Origin of the sequence: Pseudomonas sp. EA_15y_Pfl1_P101, assembly GCF_963970835.1 — a bacterium.
GTDB lineage: Bacteria > Pseudomonadota > Gammaproteobacteria > Pseudomonadales > Pseudomonadaceae > Aquipseudomonas > Aquipseudomonas tritici.
In genome coordinates, this window is sequence record NZ_CAXAPA010000012.1 from 88,403 (window position 1) to 105,965 (window position 17,563).

Sequence of the window (17,563 nt, forward strand, 5' to 3'; positions counted from 1 at the left end):
CGGCTTTTTAGTAGCGGCGATCAGCGAGCAGTGATTTTCCACGCCCGGTGGATCTTCGCATTACGTGCGAAATCCGGGTCGATGGTCTTGTCGCTGATCTCCTCGACCGCGTAGCGTTCGCTGAGGTTGTCCTCCAACGCGAACTTGCGGAAGTTGTTCGAGAAGTACAGCACGCCGCCCGGTGCCAGGCGTGCCATGGCTAGGTCGAGCAACTGCACGTGGTCACGCTGTACGTCGAAGATACCTTCCATGCGTTTGGAGTTGGAGAAGGTCGGCGGGTCGATGAAGATCATGTCGAACTCATCGCGGCTGGCTTCCAGCCACGCCATCACATCACCCTGCTCCAGGCGGTTCTTGTCGGAGAAACCGTTGAGCGAGAAGTTGCGACGCGCCCAGTCCAGGTAGGTCTTGGACAGGTCGACACTGGTGGTGCTGCGCGCGCCGCCCTTGGCCGCGTGCACACTGGCGGTAGCGGTGTAGCAATACAAATTGAGGAAGCGCTTGCCGGCGGCCTCTTTCTGGATGCGCATGCGCATCGGACGGTGGTCGAGAAACAGGCCGGTGTCCAGGTAATCGGTGAGGTTGACCAGCAACTTCACGCCGCCTTCGCTGACTTCGGTGAACTTGCCTTGGGCGCTCTGACGCTCGTACTGCTTGGTGCCGCTCTGACGCTCGCGGCGCTTGACCACCACGCGGCTCTTGTCGATATTCAGGGCCTGGGGAATCGCGGCCAGGGCATCGAACATGCGTGCGGAGGCTTTTTCCGGGTCGATGGACTTCGGCGCGACATATTCCTGCACGTGGACCCAATCGTGATACAGGTCGATGGCCATGGAGTATTCCGGCATGTCGGCGTCGTACACCCGGTAGCAGTCCACGCCTTCGCGCTTGGCCCACTTGCCCAGCAGCTTGAGGTTCTTCTGCAGGCGGTTGGCGAACATCTGCCCGCCTTCGCTCAGGCGCGGCTGCTCAACCACTGGCGCCGGAGCGGGTTTGATCGGGTTGCCGTTCTTGTTGTACTGACGCTCTTGCGGCTCAGCCGGGGCTTGATCGTAAGCGGCTTGCTCACGTTCGGCCTGACGCTGTTCTGGGGTGCGACGCTCACCGGTGACGAACTGGTCCGGGTTGACCTTGATAAGCAACAATTTGCACGGCAGGGCGCCGTTCCAGAACGAGTACTGCTTGTGGCTACGGATACCCATGCGCTTGCCCAGGTCCGGCGCGCCAGTGAATACCGCCGCTTCCCAGCCCATGCACGCTTGGCGCAGACGCTCGCCAAGGTTCTGGTAGAGGTACAACAAGCTGGCTTCGTCACCCAAACGCTCGCCGTACGGCGGGTTGCAGATGACCAGGCCTTTCTGGTTCTGGTCCGGGCGTGGCTCAAAAGTGCCGACTTCGCCCTGGTACACCTTGATCCAGTGGCTGAGGCCGGCACGCTCGATGTTGTTGCGCGCGGGCTGGATCAGGCGCGGATCGGCTTCGTAGCCACGAATCCACAGCGGTGGCTTGTTCATGCCGATGGCCGCACGTTCGGTGGCCTCGGTGTGCAGTTTTTTCCACAGCGCCGGGACGTGACCCAGCCAGGTGGTGAAACCCCACAGCTCGCGGTTCAGGTTGGGCGCCATATCGGCAGCGATCATCGCGCCCTCCACCAGGAAGGTACCCACGCCGCACATTGGGTCGCTCAGCGCGCCGCCTTCAGCAGCAATGCGCGGCCAGCCGGCACGAATCAGGATCGCGGCCGCCAGGTTTTCTTTCAGGGGTGCCGCGCCCTGCTGCAGACGGTAGCCACGCTGGTGCAGGCTGTGGCCGGAAAGGTCGAGGGACAGGATCGCTTCGCCGCGGTCCAGGCGCAGGTGGATGCGCAAGTCCGGGTTGATCTTGTCGATAGACGGGCGTTCGCCGGTCGGGGTGCGCAGCTTGTCGACAATCGCATCCTTGACCTTCAGCGCGCCGAAGTGGGTGTTATCGATGCCCGAGCCGTGGCCACTGAATTCGACCGCCAGGGAGCCATCGGAGACCATGTGCTCGGCCCACTCGATATCCAGCACACCGTGGTAGAGGTCTTCGGCGTCCTTCATCGGGAAGCGCTTAAGCACCAGCAGTACGCGGTTGGCCAAGCGTGACCAGAGACACAGACGGTAGGCGGTTTCCATGTCGGCCATGCCGCGCACGGCCGAGGTGTGCTCGCGGGCTTCCTCAAGGCCAAGCCCGACGGCTTCCTCGATCAGCAGGCCTTCGAGGCCTTTGGGGCAGGTGAGGAAGAGTTCAAAACGGTCCGACATGGGGCATTCCAGGCTTTTCAGCAATAAATGAACGGGCGACGCATCGCCAGCTCGGTTTTCAATCAAGCACTTTTCTTGAAGAGTGCCCGCGTGGCACGAATGTGCCGTCCCACCCCGTCTGTCTGGCCCTTGGGCCCTGATTGACGAGGCAGAGAGAACTGTTTAACAACAAAACGCGTAATAGAAAGAAATATTCCGCCCTTTCGTCGAATAATAACCGACCGCAACGGACGGGCATTCTCACTAAAGGATTAAACCCATCCTCTTTGCAGGGCACATCATAGCTGGGTTTGCCGGATAAATGGGGCAAAAAGCCAGCCCAGCTTATGGCTATAGCATCGTTATCGTTACGTGCTTATGACAAAACGATCATTGAATCCATGTGACCTATTGGTTAGAACTCACCACAGGTTGGTGCCGTAACGACGCCGACAAATAGGCTCGCCACGCCGGCAGCGAGCCGACCGACGGCAGAAAAACTCTGCCTGGCCCCAGACGAGGCCAAAGGATATCAAGACAGTCAACAAGTGAGGGAAACACCCTATGAGAAGACTTAAGCGTGATCCGTTGGAAAGAGCATTTTTACGCGGATATCAATATGGCGTTCATGGCAAATCCCGTGAGCTTTGCCCATTTACTCTACCGTCGGTACGCCAAGCCTGGATCAACGGCTGGCGAGAAGGACGCGGCGACAACTGGGACGGTATGACTGGCACTGCGGGAATCCACAGACTCAACGAACTTCACGCCGTCGGCTAATCAAGGGCAATTATTTCCGACATCATCACCTTTGAATGTGTAACGATTTAACCACGCACGTCCTATCCGGGCGGCGGGCTTCGGCCCAGGGGGCTCCTTGATGGAGCCCTTTTTAATGGCTGGTGAATAAACCTTGTGGGCGCATCAGCGCAGTGCGGCGATTGCATCCACCGACTGGCGGATCAGCGCCGGGCCTTTATAGATGAAGCCGGAGTAGAGCTGCACCAGGCTGGCACCCGCGGCGATCTTCTCGGCTGCGTGCTTGCCTTCGGTGATGCCACCTGCCGCGATAATCGGCAAACGCCCCGCCAACTCGGCAGCCAACACCTTGACGATATGCGTGCTCTGCTCGCGCACCGGGCCACCCGACAGGCCACCCGCTTCATCGCCATGGGCCAGGCCTTCGACGCCTACGCGGCTGAGGGTGGTGTTGGTCGCGATCACCGCGTCCATCCCTGAGTCCACCAGGGCCTGGGCGACCAGCACGGTTTCTTCGTCGCTCATGTCCGGGGCAATCTTGATCGCTAACGGCACGCGCTTGCCATGGCGCCCAGCCAGGTCTTCCTGGCGCTGGCGCAAGGCTTCGAGCAGTTGCTTGAGGGAGTCGCCGAACTGCAGGCTACGCAGGCCCGGGGTGTTGGGCGAGCTGACGTTGACCGTGACGTAGCTGGCGTGGGCGTAGACCTTGTCCAGGCAGATCAGGTAGTCATCCACGGCACGTTCAACCGGGGTATCGAAGTTCTTGCCGATATTGATGCCTAGGATGCCGTTGTACTTCGCCGCTTGAACCCGCGACAACAGATGATCAACCCCCAGGTTGTTGAAGCCCATGCGGTTGATGATCGCCTCGGCTTCCGGCAGGCGGAAGATACGCGGCTTGGGGTTACCCGGTTGTGGCCTTGGGGTCACCGTGCCGATTTCGACAAAACCGAAACCCAGCTGAGCAAAACCATCAATGGCCGCACCGTTTTTATCCAGGCCAGCCGCCAGCCCGACCGGATTGGGGAAATCGAGCCCCATCACCGATACCGGCATTTTTGCCGGCGCCTTGCATACCAGGCCATTGAGCCCCAGGCGGCCACCGGCACCGATCAGGTCCAGGGACAGATCGTGGGAGGTTTCCGGGGAGAGTTTGAACAACAGCTGGCGGGCCAGGGTATACATGGGCGGGCTAGACTCGGATGGCGGCGAAAGGTGACGGCGATTATAGCTGGGGAGACAGGGAGCGCGCGAGGCGTGAACCTCAATCGTCATTAGCGATGCGCGACCAACTGCTCGTAATACGCCCAGATTTTCTGCGCATACCGCATGCGCAACGCCTCACGCTCGGGCCCGGAGCCCGTCCCAACGTTGTAGGAACCTACCGCTGTCCAGTTGTAGCCAAAGCGCTGGATGAACTCGGCGAGAATCGAAGCGCCCACCTCAACCGACAGACAGGGCTCGTTGATCAGACGCTCCTCGGTAATACCCTGCTTGAGCAAGCGAGGCAGATGGATGCTGTTGATCTGCATCAGGCCGATGTCACGAGTGCCATTACGGTTGGCAAGATTCATCGCTTGCGCCCGATTACCTGACTCCACGACGGCGATCGCTTGCAGCAACTCTGGTTCGATATCGTAGTGCCTGGCGGCCTCCTGCCAACAATAGGCCACCGCTTGATGGCTGGTCATCACCATGCTCAACACCAAGCCTGTGCTCCAGAACCTAGCCACGGTTTATCGAACCATGGCTGACCTGGCCGCAGGCCGAGCACACATGTCTCATGCAGCCCGGCGCATGGCCCTCTGCAGTGACCGGGCATGTGAAGCGGTACCCTTGACCGTAGATCGTCTTGATAAACCCCTTGTCGACGCCAAGGTACTTGCGCAGTGAGTAAATGCAGCGCGTCAACGACTCCTCAGCCACCTCCCCCTGCGGCCAGGCCAGCTCCAGCAAGCGATCCTTGGTCATCAACGCGCCACCGGATGCCAGCAGCAGTCGCAACACCTGCCATTCCTTGGGCGGTAACTGAACATCCGAACCCTCGCCGGTCAGGCGACCGTCGTCATGCAGGGTCCAGCGCGAAAAAACCAGGGAAGTCGTCGTCCCTGCATCATCCATGACGGCCATCATTACCTCGGCATCCGGCTACTGACATTGAAGTCCTCACTTGCATCACTGACTCATGTACCTAGGTCACGACTATAAAAAACCTGCCTCCCGACTCACGCTAGGAAAAAGCCCAATCATCCAGCGGTTTTCGATACTGCTCTGTAAGACCTTTCGCTATCCGCCACCTCCAGGCAGCCACGCCTGATACACCTCATGCAACTCAACCCCTAGCCGGTCCTCCAACTGCACCAGTTCACCCAAGGCGAGTAATTGCCCATTCACCCGAACTTCTACGCAGTGGGTTATCTGCCGCGTCAATGGCAATATCTTTCCCGGCGCGAAGGCTACCAGGCGCCTGCGGCTGATCAGCTGTTCCTGTAGAAGAATTTCCAGATGCATGGCTTACCACCTTGGTTACGGTGAGACATCGCGCCCCGGCCGCACAAAAGCACGTTGAACACGCTCATATTGCACGGCTGTCAAGGGTGGTGGCCCTACGCCCTCGTCCGGCCCCTTCAACGCGCCGCCCACCGCTCTGGCCTGGATCACAAACAGGCGCACTAGAGCCGGGCGACCAGCTCCCCGTCCTTCTGACTCCCTTTGAAAAGCGCCCAGCCATAGGCGTCTGCCTTGGGGCAAACGCACCACACTGTTGACGCCCACTCGTCCCACCGCCGCGTTTTTTTCACGCCGTTTCGGCTCGGTCATCTGGCGACCCTCTTCGACCTCAAGGCGCATCTCGATCTGGTTGGCCTCGGCAAAACGCGGCAAGACACTGACTTGGGTGCCGTAACGCACCGGTTTCCAGTCGGTTTTGTCGTTTTCGGCAGGTGGCAGATAGAACGTGTGGTTGTCCTGAAAAACCGCCGGCACGTTCTCCTGGGTGAGAATCGCCGGCAGTGTTGTCACCTTCGCGCGCCGACGACGCTCCAATGCGCTGATCTGCGCCAGCAGGTGGCTATCATCCAACGGCGCTAAAACGCGCGATGTCGAAGCCTTGCTTTGCGTATCCCAGCCCAAGCCCAGCTTCTTCAGTTCGTCGCGCTCCACATCCACCCACCACAGCGAGACCTCAATCGCGCGCTTAGGTATGTCGAGTTCCGCTACCAGTTTCTGGATGAAACTCACCTGCGCTGGCTTACCCTTGATAAGCAGGCTGTTGCTATCCGGGTAGGCGATCACGCCAAGGCTCTTGTCGGACAGCAACCCCTTGTGCTCGCTGGTCAGCAGGGTTTCGATCATCGAAGCCATCCCCGGAACGGTGACCGGTCTGTCGCTTGTGCCGTACTGACGATCCGCCACATCGGTGTTGAGTACCTGGACAATGCCAAAGGCCTGCGCCCCCACCCGTAACTCAGCTTTTTGCCGGTCCATCAACTGGGCCAGGCGCAGCACCTGATCGACATAATTCGGTGGGCCGGAAACATAGAACGTTCGCCCTGCACTTTCACGCAAAGGATAGCGCGACTCATCGAGGCCCGACCGGCGCATGAGGCTACGCAGCCTGTCGACGGAAATATGCCGCAAGGTCACCGCAGAGCTTTTAGCCTCGCCCGCGTCATAGACATACAGCGCTTGCCCGTCGCTGTACCAGATCAATCCTTGTTGCAACGCAAGTGTCTCCAGGGCCTGTTGCGGTGCATCGAAATCCAGCGCTGTACTGAGGCGTTTGCGTGCCACCTCACGGCTGACAACAATGGGCAAGCCCAATGGCTCCGACAGTGCGGTGAACACGGTATACAGGCTTTGATCCTGTGCCTGGTAAAGCCCGGCCCAGGCAACAGCACTTTCGGACACCAGCACGGCGAGCAGCGCAGCAAAAAACAGCCGACGGCAAAGCCAGGGGCGGGGCATCGTTGCAAGGAAGTCGGCGTACACCGTGGGGTTTCCTGGGCGGTCTGACATTAAGAATGCGGCCATACTGAAAGGCCGCCAGGTTTCAATCTTGATGGAAAGTTGACGGCTGCCTGGGCCCCACTCCCCGTGGCATGTGCCTTGCTACACACTCTGCATCAGAGCACGCGCCAACGACGGAGCGAGCTTACGAACAAAGGCGTCGTTACCCGCACTGGCTTACATCGCCATCTGAGGGAACGACGCTTTTTTTTGAGAGAAAAGGTAGGTATTGATGAACGATTCGGTTGGCAACAGCCCGGTGAACGACCCGCTGGCTTGGGTCAACGGCAGTGATGCCCCGGAAAAGAGCAGCCTCGACCTGGGCTTCATGGCCTTGAGCGACTGCGCATCAATGATAGTGGCGGCCACCCAGGGCTTCGCTCAACCCTATGGCGTGACACTGAACCTAAAGCGCCAATCGTCCTGGGCCAACCTGCGCGACAAACTGGTCAGCGGCGAACTGGACGCCGCCCACAGCCTGTACGGGCTGATTTATGCCGTGCACCTGGGCATCGGCGGCGTAGCGCCCACCGACATGTCGGTACTGATGGGGCTTAACCAGAACGGGCAAAGCATCAACCTGTCCCACGGGTTGCAGCAACAAGGGGTGATCACTCCTGAGGCACTGGAGCGCCATGCGCACCAAAGCCGAACAAAACTGACCTTTGCCCAGACGTTTCCCACAGGCACCCACGCTATGTGGTTGTATTACTGGCTGGCGAGCCAAGGCATTCATCCCTTGCAGGATGTGGACAGCGTGGTGGTCCCGCCACCGCAAATGGTTGCGCACCTGCAAGCCGGACGCATCGATGGTTTTTGCGTCGGCGAACCCTGGTGCGCCAGCGCGGTCAAGCAAAACCAAGGGTTTACCCTGGCAACAACCCAGGCAATCTGGCCGGATCATCCAGAAAAGGTGCTCGGCTGTACCCAGGCGTTTGTCGACCAGTACCCCAACACCGCGCGTGTACTGATAATGGCGATCCTGGAGGCCAGTCGATTTATCGAAGAAAGCACCGAAAACCGCCGTTCCACCGCGCAATTGCTCAGTGGCCGCGAGTACCTCGACGCCCCGCTCGACTGCATCGAACCACGCCTGCTCGGCGCCTATGACGATGGCCTGGGCAACCAATGGCAGGATCCCCACGCCTTGCGCTTTTTTGCTGATGGCGAGGTGAACCTGCCCTACCTCTCTGACGGCATGTGGTTCATGACCCAGTTTCGGCGCTGGGGCCTTCTGCGTGAAGACCCGGACTATCTCGGCGTTGCGCGCCAAGTGCAGCAGCTGCCGCTGTTTCGCCAGGCGGCTGACGCGCTGGGTATCAAGGTGAAAGACCAGGACATGCGCAGCAGCCAACTGATCGACGGCAAAATCTGGGACGGTTCCGAACCCGCCGGCTATGCCCGCAGCTTCCGCCTGCATGCCCTGGCCAACACCACCCACCGCCAAGCCTTGCGCTGACAGGAGGACTTCCATGCTGCGAATCCTGTTGATCAACGACACCCCGCGCAAAGTCGGCCGCCTGAGGACGGCGCTGATCGAGGCCGGCTTTGAAGTCATTGACGAGTCCGGCCTGACCATCGACCTGCCCGCACGCGTCGAAACAGTGCGCCCGGACGTGATCCTGATCGATACCGAGTCACCGGGCCGTGATGTGATGGAGCAAGTGGTATTGGTCAGCCGCGACCAACCCCGGCCGATAGTGATGTTCACCGACGAACACGACCCGAGCGTGATGCGCCAGGCAATCAAATCCGGTGTCAGCGCTTATATCGTCGAAGGCATCCAGGCCGAGCGCCTGCAGCCGATCCTCGATGTGGCCATGGCGCGCTTCGAGAGCGACCAGGCCCTGCGCGCTCAGCTTCACGCTCGGGACCAGCAACTGGCGGAACGCAAGCGCATCGAGCTGGCCAAGGGCATGCTGATGAAAATGAAGGACTGCAATGAGGAAGATGCCTACACCCTCATGCGCCGGCAGGCCATGAGCCGCCAGCAGAAACTGATCCAGGTGGCGGAGCAGATTATCGCCATGAGTGAGTTGCTCGGCTGATTTGGCGCAGCTCTTGCTAAGTAAACATCACAGGTAGCCAACGGCGGTTGCCCCTCCACGACAAAGACGTCGCTCACCCGGTTTGCCCTCGCGAACCCGGTGGCGGCGTTTTTTTGTTTTAGCCCCCGCTAAAGGGGCCGGTGGGGCGGCCTTAACCGGCTGTTCCATCACCAGGCCTTCTTACAAGACTCCCAACCGTTGAGGTGCGTGATGAAATCAAGCTTCTGGAAATCCGGGCACACCCCGACCCTGTTTGCCGCGTTCCTGTATTTCGACCTGAGCTTCATGGTCTGGTACCTGCTGGGCCCACTGGCGATACAAATTGCCGCCGACTTGCACTTGACCACTCAACAACGCGGCCTGATGGTCGCAACGCCCATCCTCGCCGGTGCGATTTTGCGCTTTCTGATGGGGATGCTGGCTGACAAGCTGTCGCCGAAGACCGCGGGGCTAATTGGCCAGGTGATTGTGATCTGCGCCCTGTTCGGCGCCTGGAAGCTGGGAATCCACAGCTATGAGCAAGCCTTGCTGCTGGGCGTGTTTCTGGGCATGGCCGGCGCATCGTTTGCCGTCGCGCTGCCACTGGCCTCCCAATGGTACCCGGCAGAACACCAGGGCAAGGCCATGGGCATCGCTGGCGCGGGCAACTCCGGCACTGTATTCGCCGCATTGCTGGCGCCTGTGTTGGCGGCCGCTTTTGGCTGGAACAACGTCTTCGGCTTTGCCGTGATTCCACTGGTGATGACCCTGATCGTCTTTGCCTGGCTGGCGCGCAACGCCCCTGAACGGCCGAAAGCCAAGTCCATGGCTGACTACTTCAAGGCCCTGGGCGACCGTGACAGCTGGTGGTTCATGTTTTTCTACAGCGTGACCTTCGGCGGGTTTATCGGCCTGGCCAGCGCCCTGCCCGGCTACTTCAACGACCAATACGGCCTGAGCCCAGTGACCGCCGGTTACTACACCGCCGCCTGCGTGTTCGGCGGCAGCCTGATGCGCCCCCTAGGTGGCGCCTTGGCGGACCGTTTCGGCGGGATTCGTACCCTATTGGGCATGTACAGCGTGGCGGCGATTTGTATCGCGGCGGTGGGTTTCAACCTACCGAGTTCCTACGCGGCACTGGCACTTTTCGTCTGCACTATGCTCGGCCTGGGTGCCGGGAATGGCGCGGTGTTCCAACTGGTACCACAGCGTTTCCGTCGCGAGATCGGCGTGATGACCGGCCTGATCGGCATGGCCGGCGGTATCGGCGGTTTTGCTTTGGCGGCGGGCATGGGCGCGATCAAACAAAGTACCGGCAGCTATCAACTGGCCCTGTGGCTGTTCGCCAGCCTGGCCGTGTTGGCCTGGTTTGGCCTGCACGGCGTGAAGCGTCGCTGGAGGACCACCTGGGGCTCGGCTGCCGTGACGGCTGCGCGGGTCTGATGAGTCTGCAACTGAGCGTCGCCCAAGCCAGTGCCATCGGCCCACGGGCGGAAAACCAGGACGCGCTACGGGTGGTGACTCCTATGGCCGAACTGGCGGCGAGCAAAGGTTACCTGTGTGCCATCGCCGACGGCGTAAGCCAGTGCGCCGACGGTGGCTTGGCCGCGCGCTCGACCCTGCAGGCGCTGGCGATGGATTACTACGCCACGCCGCAAACCTGGGGCGTGGCCCAGGCCCTGGAACGTTTGCTGCTGGCACAGAATCGCTGGCTGCAGGCGAATGGCGGTGGTCAGCCCTTGTTGACCACCCTCAGCGCCCTGGTGTTTCGCGGCCAGCGCTTTACCCTGGCGCACGTCGGCGATTGCCGGGCCTATCGTTGGCTGGATGGCGAATTGCAGCGCATCAGCGAGGATCACGTGTGGGAACAACCGGGCATGCAGCATGTGCTCAAGCGCGCGCTCGGCCTGGATCAACACCTGGTGTTGGACTTTCTCGACGGCCAACTGCGCGAAGGCGAGTGTTTCCTGCTGCTCAGTGATGGCGTGTGGGCAACCCTGGGTGATCAGAGCATCCGCGCGATTTTGCGCGAGCAAACGGACCTGGATCTGGCAGTCAATACGCTGGTGAGCGCCGCACACCTAGCCGGTAGCCAGGACAATGCCAGCGCCCTGCTGGTGCGCATCGACAGCCTCGGCGCAGCCACGCTCGGCGATGCCTTGGTACAGTTGCAGCAATGGCCCCTGCCACCACCGCTGAAAGACGGGCAACACTTCGAAGGCTGGCAGGTGGAAACCGTACTGGCGCAAAGCCGCCAGTCGTTGTTATACCGGGTAAGGGACGCCCAGCAGCAACCCTGGCTGCTGAAAACACTGCCGTTGAGCCATGACGATAATCGCGACGCCGGCCAGGCGTTGCTGTCGGAGGAATGGTTTTTAAGGCGGGTTGCAGGGCGGGCGTTTCCTGAAGTCCACGTCGCCAGCGGGCGCCAGCATCTGTACTACGTGATGCGTGAATATTCCGGCGAAACCCTGGCTGAACGGTTCCAGCGCCAAGGTCCATTGCCCCTGGCGCAATGGCAATCGATGGCCGAACGCTTGCTGCGTGCGGTGGGCATGCTGCATCGGCGTCAGATTCTGCACCGTGATATAAAGCCGGAAAACCTCCTGCTGGGGGACGACGGCGAACTGCGGGTGCTGGATTTCGGCCTGGCGTACTGCCCAGGCCTGTCGGAAGACCATGCCCATGTGCTGCCGGGCACGCCAAGCTTCATCGCACCGGAGGCATTTAATGGCGACCGTCCTACAGCCCAACAGGATTTATACAGCGTCGGTGTCACCCTGTATTACTTGCTGACTGGGCATTACCCCTACGGTGAAATCGAAGCTTTCCAACGGCCAAGGTTCACCCACCCTGTCAGCGCCAGCCGCTATCGCCCCGATCTGCCGGATTGGTTGCCCCTCAGCCTGGAACGGGCCGTGGCTGCGAATCCGTCACACCGCTATGAAACCGCCGAAGAGTGGTTGCGGGTGCTGGACCAGGCTGACCGGCAGGAACTGAGCATCCGTCCCAGGCCGTTGCTGGAGCGTGAACCCTTGAAGGTCTGGCGCGCGCTGGGGTTGATCTCAATGCTGATCAACCTGGTGCTGTTGTACTCACTCTTTCACAGCTGACGTCATCCCTGGACGAGGAAAAACCTATGAACGCAAAAGTCTGGCTGGTAGGCGCAGGTCCCGGTGACCCGGAGCTGTTGACCCTCAAGGCCGTTCGGGCCATGCGCGAAGCCGATGTGGTACTGGTCGATGATCTGGTAAACCCGGCGGTGCTGGAACACTGTGCCGAAGCGCGGGTGATTATCGTGGGGAAACGCGGTGGCTGCCGCTCGACTCCGCAGGCTTTTATCCACCGCCTGATGCTGCGTTATGCGCGCCAGGGCAAATGCGTAGTGCGGCTCAAGGGTGGCGACCCGTGCATTTTCGGGCGCGGCGGTGAAGAAGCGGTGTGGTTGCGTGAGCGAGGCATCGAGGTGGAATTGGTCAACGGGATTACCGCGGGCCTGGCCGGCGCTACGAATTGCGCGGTTCCGTTGACGTTGCGCGGGGTAAGCCGTGGCGTGACCCTGGTCACGGCACATACTCAGGACGACAGCAGCCTGAATTGGCGTGCCCTGGCAGAGGGCGGGACAACCTTGGTGGTGTATATGGGCGTGGCGAAACTGGAGGAGATTCGCCAGCAATTACTGGATGGCGGGATGATGCCGGATATGCCGGTGGCGATGATCGAAAATGCATCGTTGCCGCAACAAAGGGAGTGCCGCAGCGATCTGTCCCATATGCATGAGGACGCCCGTGCGTTTGCCCTGAAGAGCCCGGCAATCTTGGTGATCGGCCGCGTTGCCGCCACCGAACAGGCTGTTTGCCTGGCAGATACAGCCAGCGCCTGAGGCAAATCACAGGCGAAAAAAAGCCCGGCCTAAGCCGGGCTTTTTTCTACAACTCAGTAATTACTGAGCGGTAGCTTCAACCGACGCTTCTACGCGACGGTTAACAGCGCGACCAGCTTCAGTTGCGTTGTCAGCAACTGGGCGGGATTCGCCGTAACCTACTGCGGTTACACGGCTTGGAGCAACGCCGTCTTTAACCAGGACTTGCTTAACAGCGTCAGCACGACGCTGGGACAGCTTCTGGTTGTAAGCGTCTGGACCTACGGAGTCAGTGTGACCAGCAACTTCTACGTTGGTAGCTGGGTACTGAGCCATGAAGTCGGCCAGGTTTTTAACGTCGCTGTAGCTGTTAGGCTTAACAACGGCCTTGTCGAAGTCGAACTTAACGTCCAGCTCAACACGAACAACCTGAGCAACTGGAGCTTCTGGCTCTGGAGTTGGCTCTGGAGCTGGTGCTGGGGTAGGGGCTGGAGCTGCTGCACCAGCGTTACCGCCGAAGTTCACGCCCAGGCCGACCAGTGCGGAGTAGTCCCACTTGCCGTTGTCCAGACCGTAGTCAGCTTCAACACCGGCACGAGCGTACAGGTTGTTGGTGAAGTAGTACTTCACGCCAGTACCAACGGTAGCGAAAGTAGTGTGGTCGCGACCGCTGTGGCCGTCAGCCAGAACGTTGGTACGGCTCTGGTGGCCGAAACCGCCTTCTACGTACGGACGCAGGCTGTCTACGCCAGCTTGACCGAAGTGATACTGGGCAACCAGGCTGCCGGTATCGCCTTTGATCTTCTGGTTACCAGTACCGTCGTTCGAACGGGTGTGGTTGGTCTTGTCGTACGACAGGTTCAAGGACAGGTCGTCGGTCAGGAAATAACCGATGCGAGCGCCAGGATTGAAGCCGTCTTCGATGTGCTTGACGCTATCGTTGTACTGCTTCTTGTAGAACAGCTCGCCTTCAACTGCGCCTTGGCCTTGTGCCAGAACGCCGAAAGAAGTAGCGGCAATAAGAGAACCAATGGCCAAGCCCAAGGTGTTTTTCAGTTTCATCCGTTAAATCCCCATCTGGTGATTGTAAAGCAGTCCCACAAACCGGGGGACAACTCGGCGACAAGTCTAACAGAACTTGCCTACACGTAAGAGATATTTGCCACGCACTAAGTTTCAGTCTCGCCCGCAAATTTCTCACGTAATTTATCAAGAGCACGTTTGTAACGCATTTTTGTAGCACTCAAACCCATGTGCATGATGTCAGCGATTTCCTGAAATTCCAGCTCTGCGACAAATCGTAGCACCAGAATTTCGCGGTCAATCGGGTTCACATACACCAACCAGCGATCAAGTCCGCCCTTCTCCTCGGGTGCCGGCGCCTTTTCTTCAGACGCCTCCTCAAGGGGGTCAAGACTCAAGGCGTCCATCAAGCGACGCTTTCGCCGTTCCTTCCGATACTGCGTGATGCACTCGTTGTAGGTGATGCTGTACAGCCACGTTTTGAACTTCGATTTGCCCTCGAAGTTCTTCAGGCCGTACAGCACCTTGAGCATCACTTCCTGACAGACATCATCCGCATCTCTATCGTTCCCTAAATACCTTGAACAAACGTTGAACAGAGTGCGTTGATATCTGCGCATCAATTCTTCATACGCACGAGTTACGTGAAACAGCTCCGTGTGCGCGCGCGCGACCAGCTCCTCATCAGAGAGCTCACGGGGGTCATAGCGCGTGGACAGCGTTTGGGCTTTATTCAAAACAAGTCGTGCCGACAGTCAGGTCAATGTCCGCCACTGCCCGGTCAGCCGGGCTCGCGGCGGCGTACATTAGCAGGGTTTTCCGGATTAGCGGCTACTGACCTGCTGCTCGAGGAGAATCCGATTGGACAACGACACTAGGTCGCCGTCATCGGTGAGTACTGTCGTCTTGACTGTGCCGATCTCTTCGATTTGCCCTTCGACCTCGCCCACACGCACCTGTTGCCCTACCTGATACAGCTCACGCACATAGATTCCCGCAAGAATCTGACTGGCAATTTCCCGGCTTCCCAAGCCCATGGCCAGCGCAACGGCCAGACCAACGGTAATCAAAACGATCACAATCACGTGGTTGAGCAGGTCAGTCTTGACCTCCAACTGGCTGATCGCGACCGAAATACTGATGATGATTACCAGTCCCTGAGCGATTCGCCCAAGACCGGCGGCATAGTCCAGCCCCACACCTTCAGCGGCGCCACGCACCAGCCCATTGGCCAATTGCGCCAGCAAAACGCCTACCAGCAATACCAGCGCGCCGCCGAAAACTTTCGGCAAATACAGCGCCAGCATGTCGAGCGTAGCTGATACTCGCTCAAGCCCAAGGGATTGAGCCGCAGAAACCAGGAAAATCAACAAAACAAACCAATAAACGATTTTGCCGATCAATGTGGAGATCGGCACCTGCAGCCCCGCGCGGCCCAGCAGCTTAGTCAGGCCAGTGCCTGCCATCAAGCGGTCGAGGCCCAGTTTTGCAAGCAATTTGGACAGCAGAGTGTCGAGCAACTTGGCCACGACAAAGCCCAGCAGTACCAGTACCAGTGCACCAAACAGGTTGGGAATGAAGTTCGCCACCTTAGTCCACAATGCGGTCATCGCGGTGACCAGGCTCTGGGTCCAGAGATCAAGTTCCATATTCAATCAGCCTTATCAGCAGTGCGAGCAAGAGGTTTACGACGGGAAACCGGCGATACGTGGGCCGAACCGTTGTTCAGGGCCATCATCAATGCCGGAACCCAGCGACCGAGCAGACCGAACAGGTCACCCGCACCCACCTGACGGTTGGCGGTTTTCAACACGCGGCCCAGGCAAGCATCGTCGTCGCGGTTGGACGGCGAGGCATTGAGCATGTCACGCAAAGACTGTTCGAACGGATCGTGCATAAAGACCTCTCGCAAGTGTTTTAAAAGACGAGGGTAAAATTCTCGGGGTCACATACGACCTTTCCTACGTTCAGCTCATATTCAGCTCAAACCCAGCGCAACCGTCGAAAAAGCCACCACTGGCCGAGCGCAACCGAGGCCATCAACAGGCACGCAATCATGAATCCATAGGGGCTGGCGGAGAACGGAATACCCCCCACATTTATACCCAGCAGACCGGTGAGAAAACTCATCGGCAGGAAGATCCCGGTAATGATCCCGAAGCGGTACATGGTGCGGTTCATACGCACGCTCAAGCGCCGATCTTCGGCCTCAAGCACAAGCCCCACGCGCTCTCGGGTCAATTCGAGCTCTTCCAAGTAACGGGTCAGGCTGTTGTTCAATTCGTTCCAGTAGTCGGCATCGTCATCGCAGAACCAGGGTAATTTGATGCGTGTGAGCTGGGCAAAAATATCCCGCTGCGGCGCGAGGAATCGCTTCAGCCCGGCCGCTCGCCGACGGATCTGTAAAACGCTGCCATGTTCCGGGGTATACCGTTCGTCGGTATCGAGTTTTTCTTCCTCAGCGTCGACGACTTCCGACAGGTCGGCGACCAAATCCTGCACTTTATGGGTCAAGTACTGCGCCATATAAAGGATGAGTTCCGACGCGGTTCTAGGCCCCTTACCGTCCGCCAATTGCACTAGCAACTCATCAGTGGCGCGCAACGGGCGCAATCGCAGGGAAATCACACGACTGGCCGCCGCGAAAATACGCACCGAAACCATATCTTCCGGTTCTGCGCCCGGGTTGAGGTTGACCCCACGCAGGAACAACAGCAATTCCGAGTCCGGCAGCGGCAACAGGCGCGGCCGGGTATTTTCCTCCAGCAACAGGTCACAGGCGAATTCACTCAACCCACTGGATTTACGTAGCCAGGTCTGGGTTTGCGGGTGGCTGCGATCCCAATGCAGCCAGAGGCTTTCCTGGGGCTGCAGTTGCAAATCATCGAGTTCAGTCCGGGCAATCGAACGCGCACCGCCTTTACCGTCCAGCACCAGGGCATGCACCAGCCCCCATTGCGCGTTTTCTTCCTCGAACATCCTCACTCCTGTCTTATTCAGGCATTTTCAGCGGACTGGGTGAAACGATCACGCCGTTGTTATCGGCGTATACGTATTCACCCGGGCGAAACGTCACGCCTGCAAACGTGACCACTACGTTCAGGTCACCGATACCGCGTTTGTCGGTCTTCATCGGATGGCTGGCCAGAGCCTGAACACCCAGGTCAGTCTGGGCGATCACATCGACGTCACGGATGCAGCCGTAGATCACCAGGCCTTCCCAGCCGTTTTTCGCGGCTTTCTCGGCAATCATGTCGCCCAGCAGCGCGCGGCGCAGCGAACCACCCCCGTCGACCACCAGCACCTTGCCAGCGCCAGGCTGGTCGGCTTGTTCCTTGACCAGGGAGTTATCTTCGAAGCATTTGATGGTGACAATCTCGCCGCCAAACGAATCTCGTCCGCCGAAATTGCTGAACATCGGCTCAAGCACTTGCACCCGATCCGGGTAGGCGTCGCACAGGTCGGGAGTCACGTAATGGTTCATTGAAAAATTCCTTTCAGTCAAAGAGGTGTCTTTCGAAAGAAGCGCCAGGCCAAGCAGGTGCGAAACATCCCATCCGCTTCGCCGCAACGCAATAGCCACTGCGCGACTGAATATGACCAGAAGCGTTTGACGCGTC

At 59.3% G+C, this 17,563-nt stretch carries 18 protein-coding genes; 6 read left to right on the plus strand and 12 right to left on the minus strand.

Going from position 1 to position 17,563, the window contains the following annotated elements; all coding sequences use genetic code 11:
- Nucleotides 1-20: 20 nt before the first annotated feature.
- Nucleotides 21-2,285, minus strand: a complete 2,265-nt coding sequence (gene rlmKL, locus AACY36_RS19500) for a bifunctional 23S rRNA (guanine(2069)-N(7))-methyltransferase RlmK/23S rRNA (guanine(2445)-N(2))-methyltransferase RlmL (RefSeq protein ID WP_339418792.1) — start codon at nucleotides 2,283-2,285, stop codon at nucleotides 21-23.
- 543 nt (nucleotides 2,286-2,828) lie between these two features.
- Between rlmKL and rmf the strand changes: the two genes are divergently transcribed.
- Entirely contained in the window at nucleotides 2,829-3,044 is a 216-nt protein-coding gene (gene rmf, locus AACY36_RS19505; protein ID WP_002553055.1) for a ribosome modulation factor, read from the plus strand.
- A gap of 144 nt (nucleotides 3,045-3,188) precedes the next feature.
- Here rmf and AACY36_RS19510 read toward each other — a convergent pair whose 3' ends face one another.
- The 5 genes from AACY36_RS19510 to sctC all read right to left on the minus strand — a co-directional run bounded on the left by AACY36_RS19510 (nucleotide 3,189) and on the right by sctC (nucleotide 6,989).
- Nucleotides 3,189-4,208 carry a quinone-dependent dihydroorotate dehydrogenase gene (locus tag AACY36_RS19510; RefSeq protein WP_339418794.1) on the minus strand — a complete coding sequence of 340 codons (1,020 nt, stop codon included), beginning with the start codon at nucleotides 4,206-4,208 and terminating at the stop codon, nucleotides 3,189-3,191.
- A gap of 89 nt (nucleotides 4,209-4,297) precedes the next feature.
- Nucleotides 4,298-4,756, minus strand: coding sequence for a transglycosylase SLT domain-containing protein (locus tag AACY36_RS19515; RefSeq protein WP_339418796.1), 459 nt, complete (start codon nucleotides 4,754-4,756; stop codon nucleotides 4,298-4,300).
- Entirely contained in the window at nucleotides 4,749-5,153 is a 405-nt protein-coding gene (locus AACY36_RS19520; RefSeq protein WP_339418889.1) for a winged helix-turn-helix domain-containing protein, read from the minus strand. The genes AACY36_RS19515 and AACY36_RS19520 overlap by 8 nt, the downstream gene beginning before the upstream one ends.
- A 156-nt stretch (nucleotides 5,154-5,309) precedes the next feature.
- Nucleotides 5,310-5,534, minus strand: coding sequence for a FliM/FliN family flagellar motor switch protein (locus tag AACY36_RS19525; protein ID WP_339418798.1), 225 nt, complete (start codon nucleotides 5,532-5,534; stop codon nucleotides 5,310-5,312).
- 15 nt (nucleotides 5,535-5,549) lie between these two features.
- Complete coding sequence (sctC, locus tag AACY36_RS19530) at nucleotides 5,550-6,989, minus strand: type III secretion system outer membrane ring subunit SctC (protein ID WP_339418890.1); 1,440 nt, start codon at nucleotides 6,987-6,989, stop codon at nucleotides 5,550-5,552.
- 274 nt (nucleotides 6,990-7,263) lie between these two features.
- Here sctC and AACY36_RS19535 point away from each other — a divergent pair, with 274 nt between their 5' ends.
- The 5 genes from AACY36_RS19535 (at nucleotide 7,264) to cobA (ending at nucleotide 12,941) form a co-directional block, all read left to right on the plus strand.
- Nucleotides 7,264-8,490, plus strand: a complete 1,227-nt coding sequence (locus tag AACY36_RS19535; RefSeq protein WP_339418799.1) for a CmpA/NrtA family ABC transporter substrate-binding protein — start codon at nucleotides 7,264-7,266, stop codon at nucleotides 8,488-8,490.
- A gap of 13 nt (nucleotides 8,491-8,503) precedes the next feature.
- The gene (locus AACY36_RS19540) at nucleotides 8,504-9,079 is read left to right on the plus strand and encodes an ANTAR domain-containing response regulator (RefSeq protein WP_339418800.1); all 576 of its coding nucleotides are present in this window, start codon (nucleotides 8,504-8,506) and stop codon (nucleotides 9,077-9,079) included.
- Between the two features lie 210 nt (nucleotides 9,080-9,289).
- Nucleotides 9,290-10,501 carry a nitrate/nitrite transporter gene (locus tag AACY36_RS19545; RefSeq protein ID WP_339418802.1) on the plus strand — a complete coding sequence of 404 codons (1,212 nt, stop codon included), beginning with the start codon at nucleotides 9,290-9,292 and terminating at the stop codon, nucleotides 10,499-10,501.
- Nucleotides 10,501-12,171 carry a bifunctional protein-serine/threonine kinase/phosphatase gene (locus AACY36_RS19550; protein ID WP_339418804.1) on the plus strand — a complete coding sequence of 557 codons (1,671 nt, stop codon included), beginning with the start codon at nucleotides 10,501-10,503 and terminating at the stop codon, nucleotides 12,169-12,171. The genes AACY36_RS19545 and AACY36_RS19550 overlap by 1 nt, the downstream gene beginning before the upstream one ends.
- Nucleotides 12,172-12,197: 26 nt before the next feature.
- Nucleotides 12,198-12,941 (plus strand): uroporphyrinogen-III C-methyltransferase, encoded by a 744-nt coding sequence (gene cobA, locus AACY36_RS19555; protein ID WP_339418806.1) that lies wholly within the window; start codon nucleotides 12,198-12,200, stop codon nucleotides 12,939-12,941.
- 60 nt (nucleotides 12,942-13,001) lie between these two features.
- On the opposite strand, the gene AACY36_RS19560 is transcribed toward cobA, so the two are convergent.
- The 6 genes from AACY36_RS19560 to rraA form a co-directional block, all read right to left on the minus strand.
- Complete coding sequence (locus AACY36_RS19560; protein WP_339418808.1) at nucleotides 13,002-13,982, minus strand: OmpA family protein; 981 nt, start codon at nucleotides 13,980-13,982, stop codon at nucleotides 13,002-13,004.
- 107 nt (nucleotides 13,983-14,089) lie between these two features.
- Nucleotides 14,090-14,680 (minus strand): RNA polymerase sigma factor SigX, encoded by a 591-nt coding sequence (gene sigX, locus AACY36_RS19565; RefSeq protein WP_003175518.1) that lies wholly within the window; start codon nucleotides 14,678-14,680, stop codon nucleotides 14,090-14,092.
- 87 nt (nucleotides 14,681-14,767) lie between these two features.
- Nucleotides 14,768-15,592 carry a mechanosensitive ion channel family protein gene (locus tag AACY36_RS19570; RefSeq protein WP_131699687.1) on the minus strand — a complete coding sequence of 275 codons (825 nt, stop codon included), beginning with the start codon at nucleotides 15,590-15,592 and terminating at the stop codon, nucleotides 14,768-14,770.
- Between the two features lie 2 nt (nucleotides 15,593-15,594).
- Nucleotides 15,595-15,840, minus strand: coding sequence for a hypothetical protein (locus AACY36_RS19575; protein ID WP_025854229.1), 246 nt, complete (start codon nucleotides 15,838-15,840; stop codon nucleotides 15,595-15,597).
- An 86-nt stretch (nucleotides 15,841-15,926) separates the two neighbouring features.
- The gene (locus AACY36_RS19580; protein WP_339418813.1) at nucleotides 15,927-16,922 is read right to left on the minus strand and encodes a zinc transporter ZntB; all 996 of its coding nucleotides are present in this window, start codon (nucleotides 16,920-16,922) and stop codon (nucleotides 15,927-15,929) included.
- Between the two features lie 13 nt (nucleotides 16,923-16,935).
- On the minus strand, nucleotides 16,936-17,427 hold the full coding sequence (gene rraA / locus AACY36_RS19585; RefSeq protein ID WP_339418815.1) for a ribonuclease E activity regulator RraA: 492 nt from the start codon (nucleotides 17,425-17,427) through the stop codon (nucleotides 16,936-16,938).
- Nucleotides 17,428-17,563 lie beyond the last annotated feature (136 nt).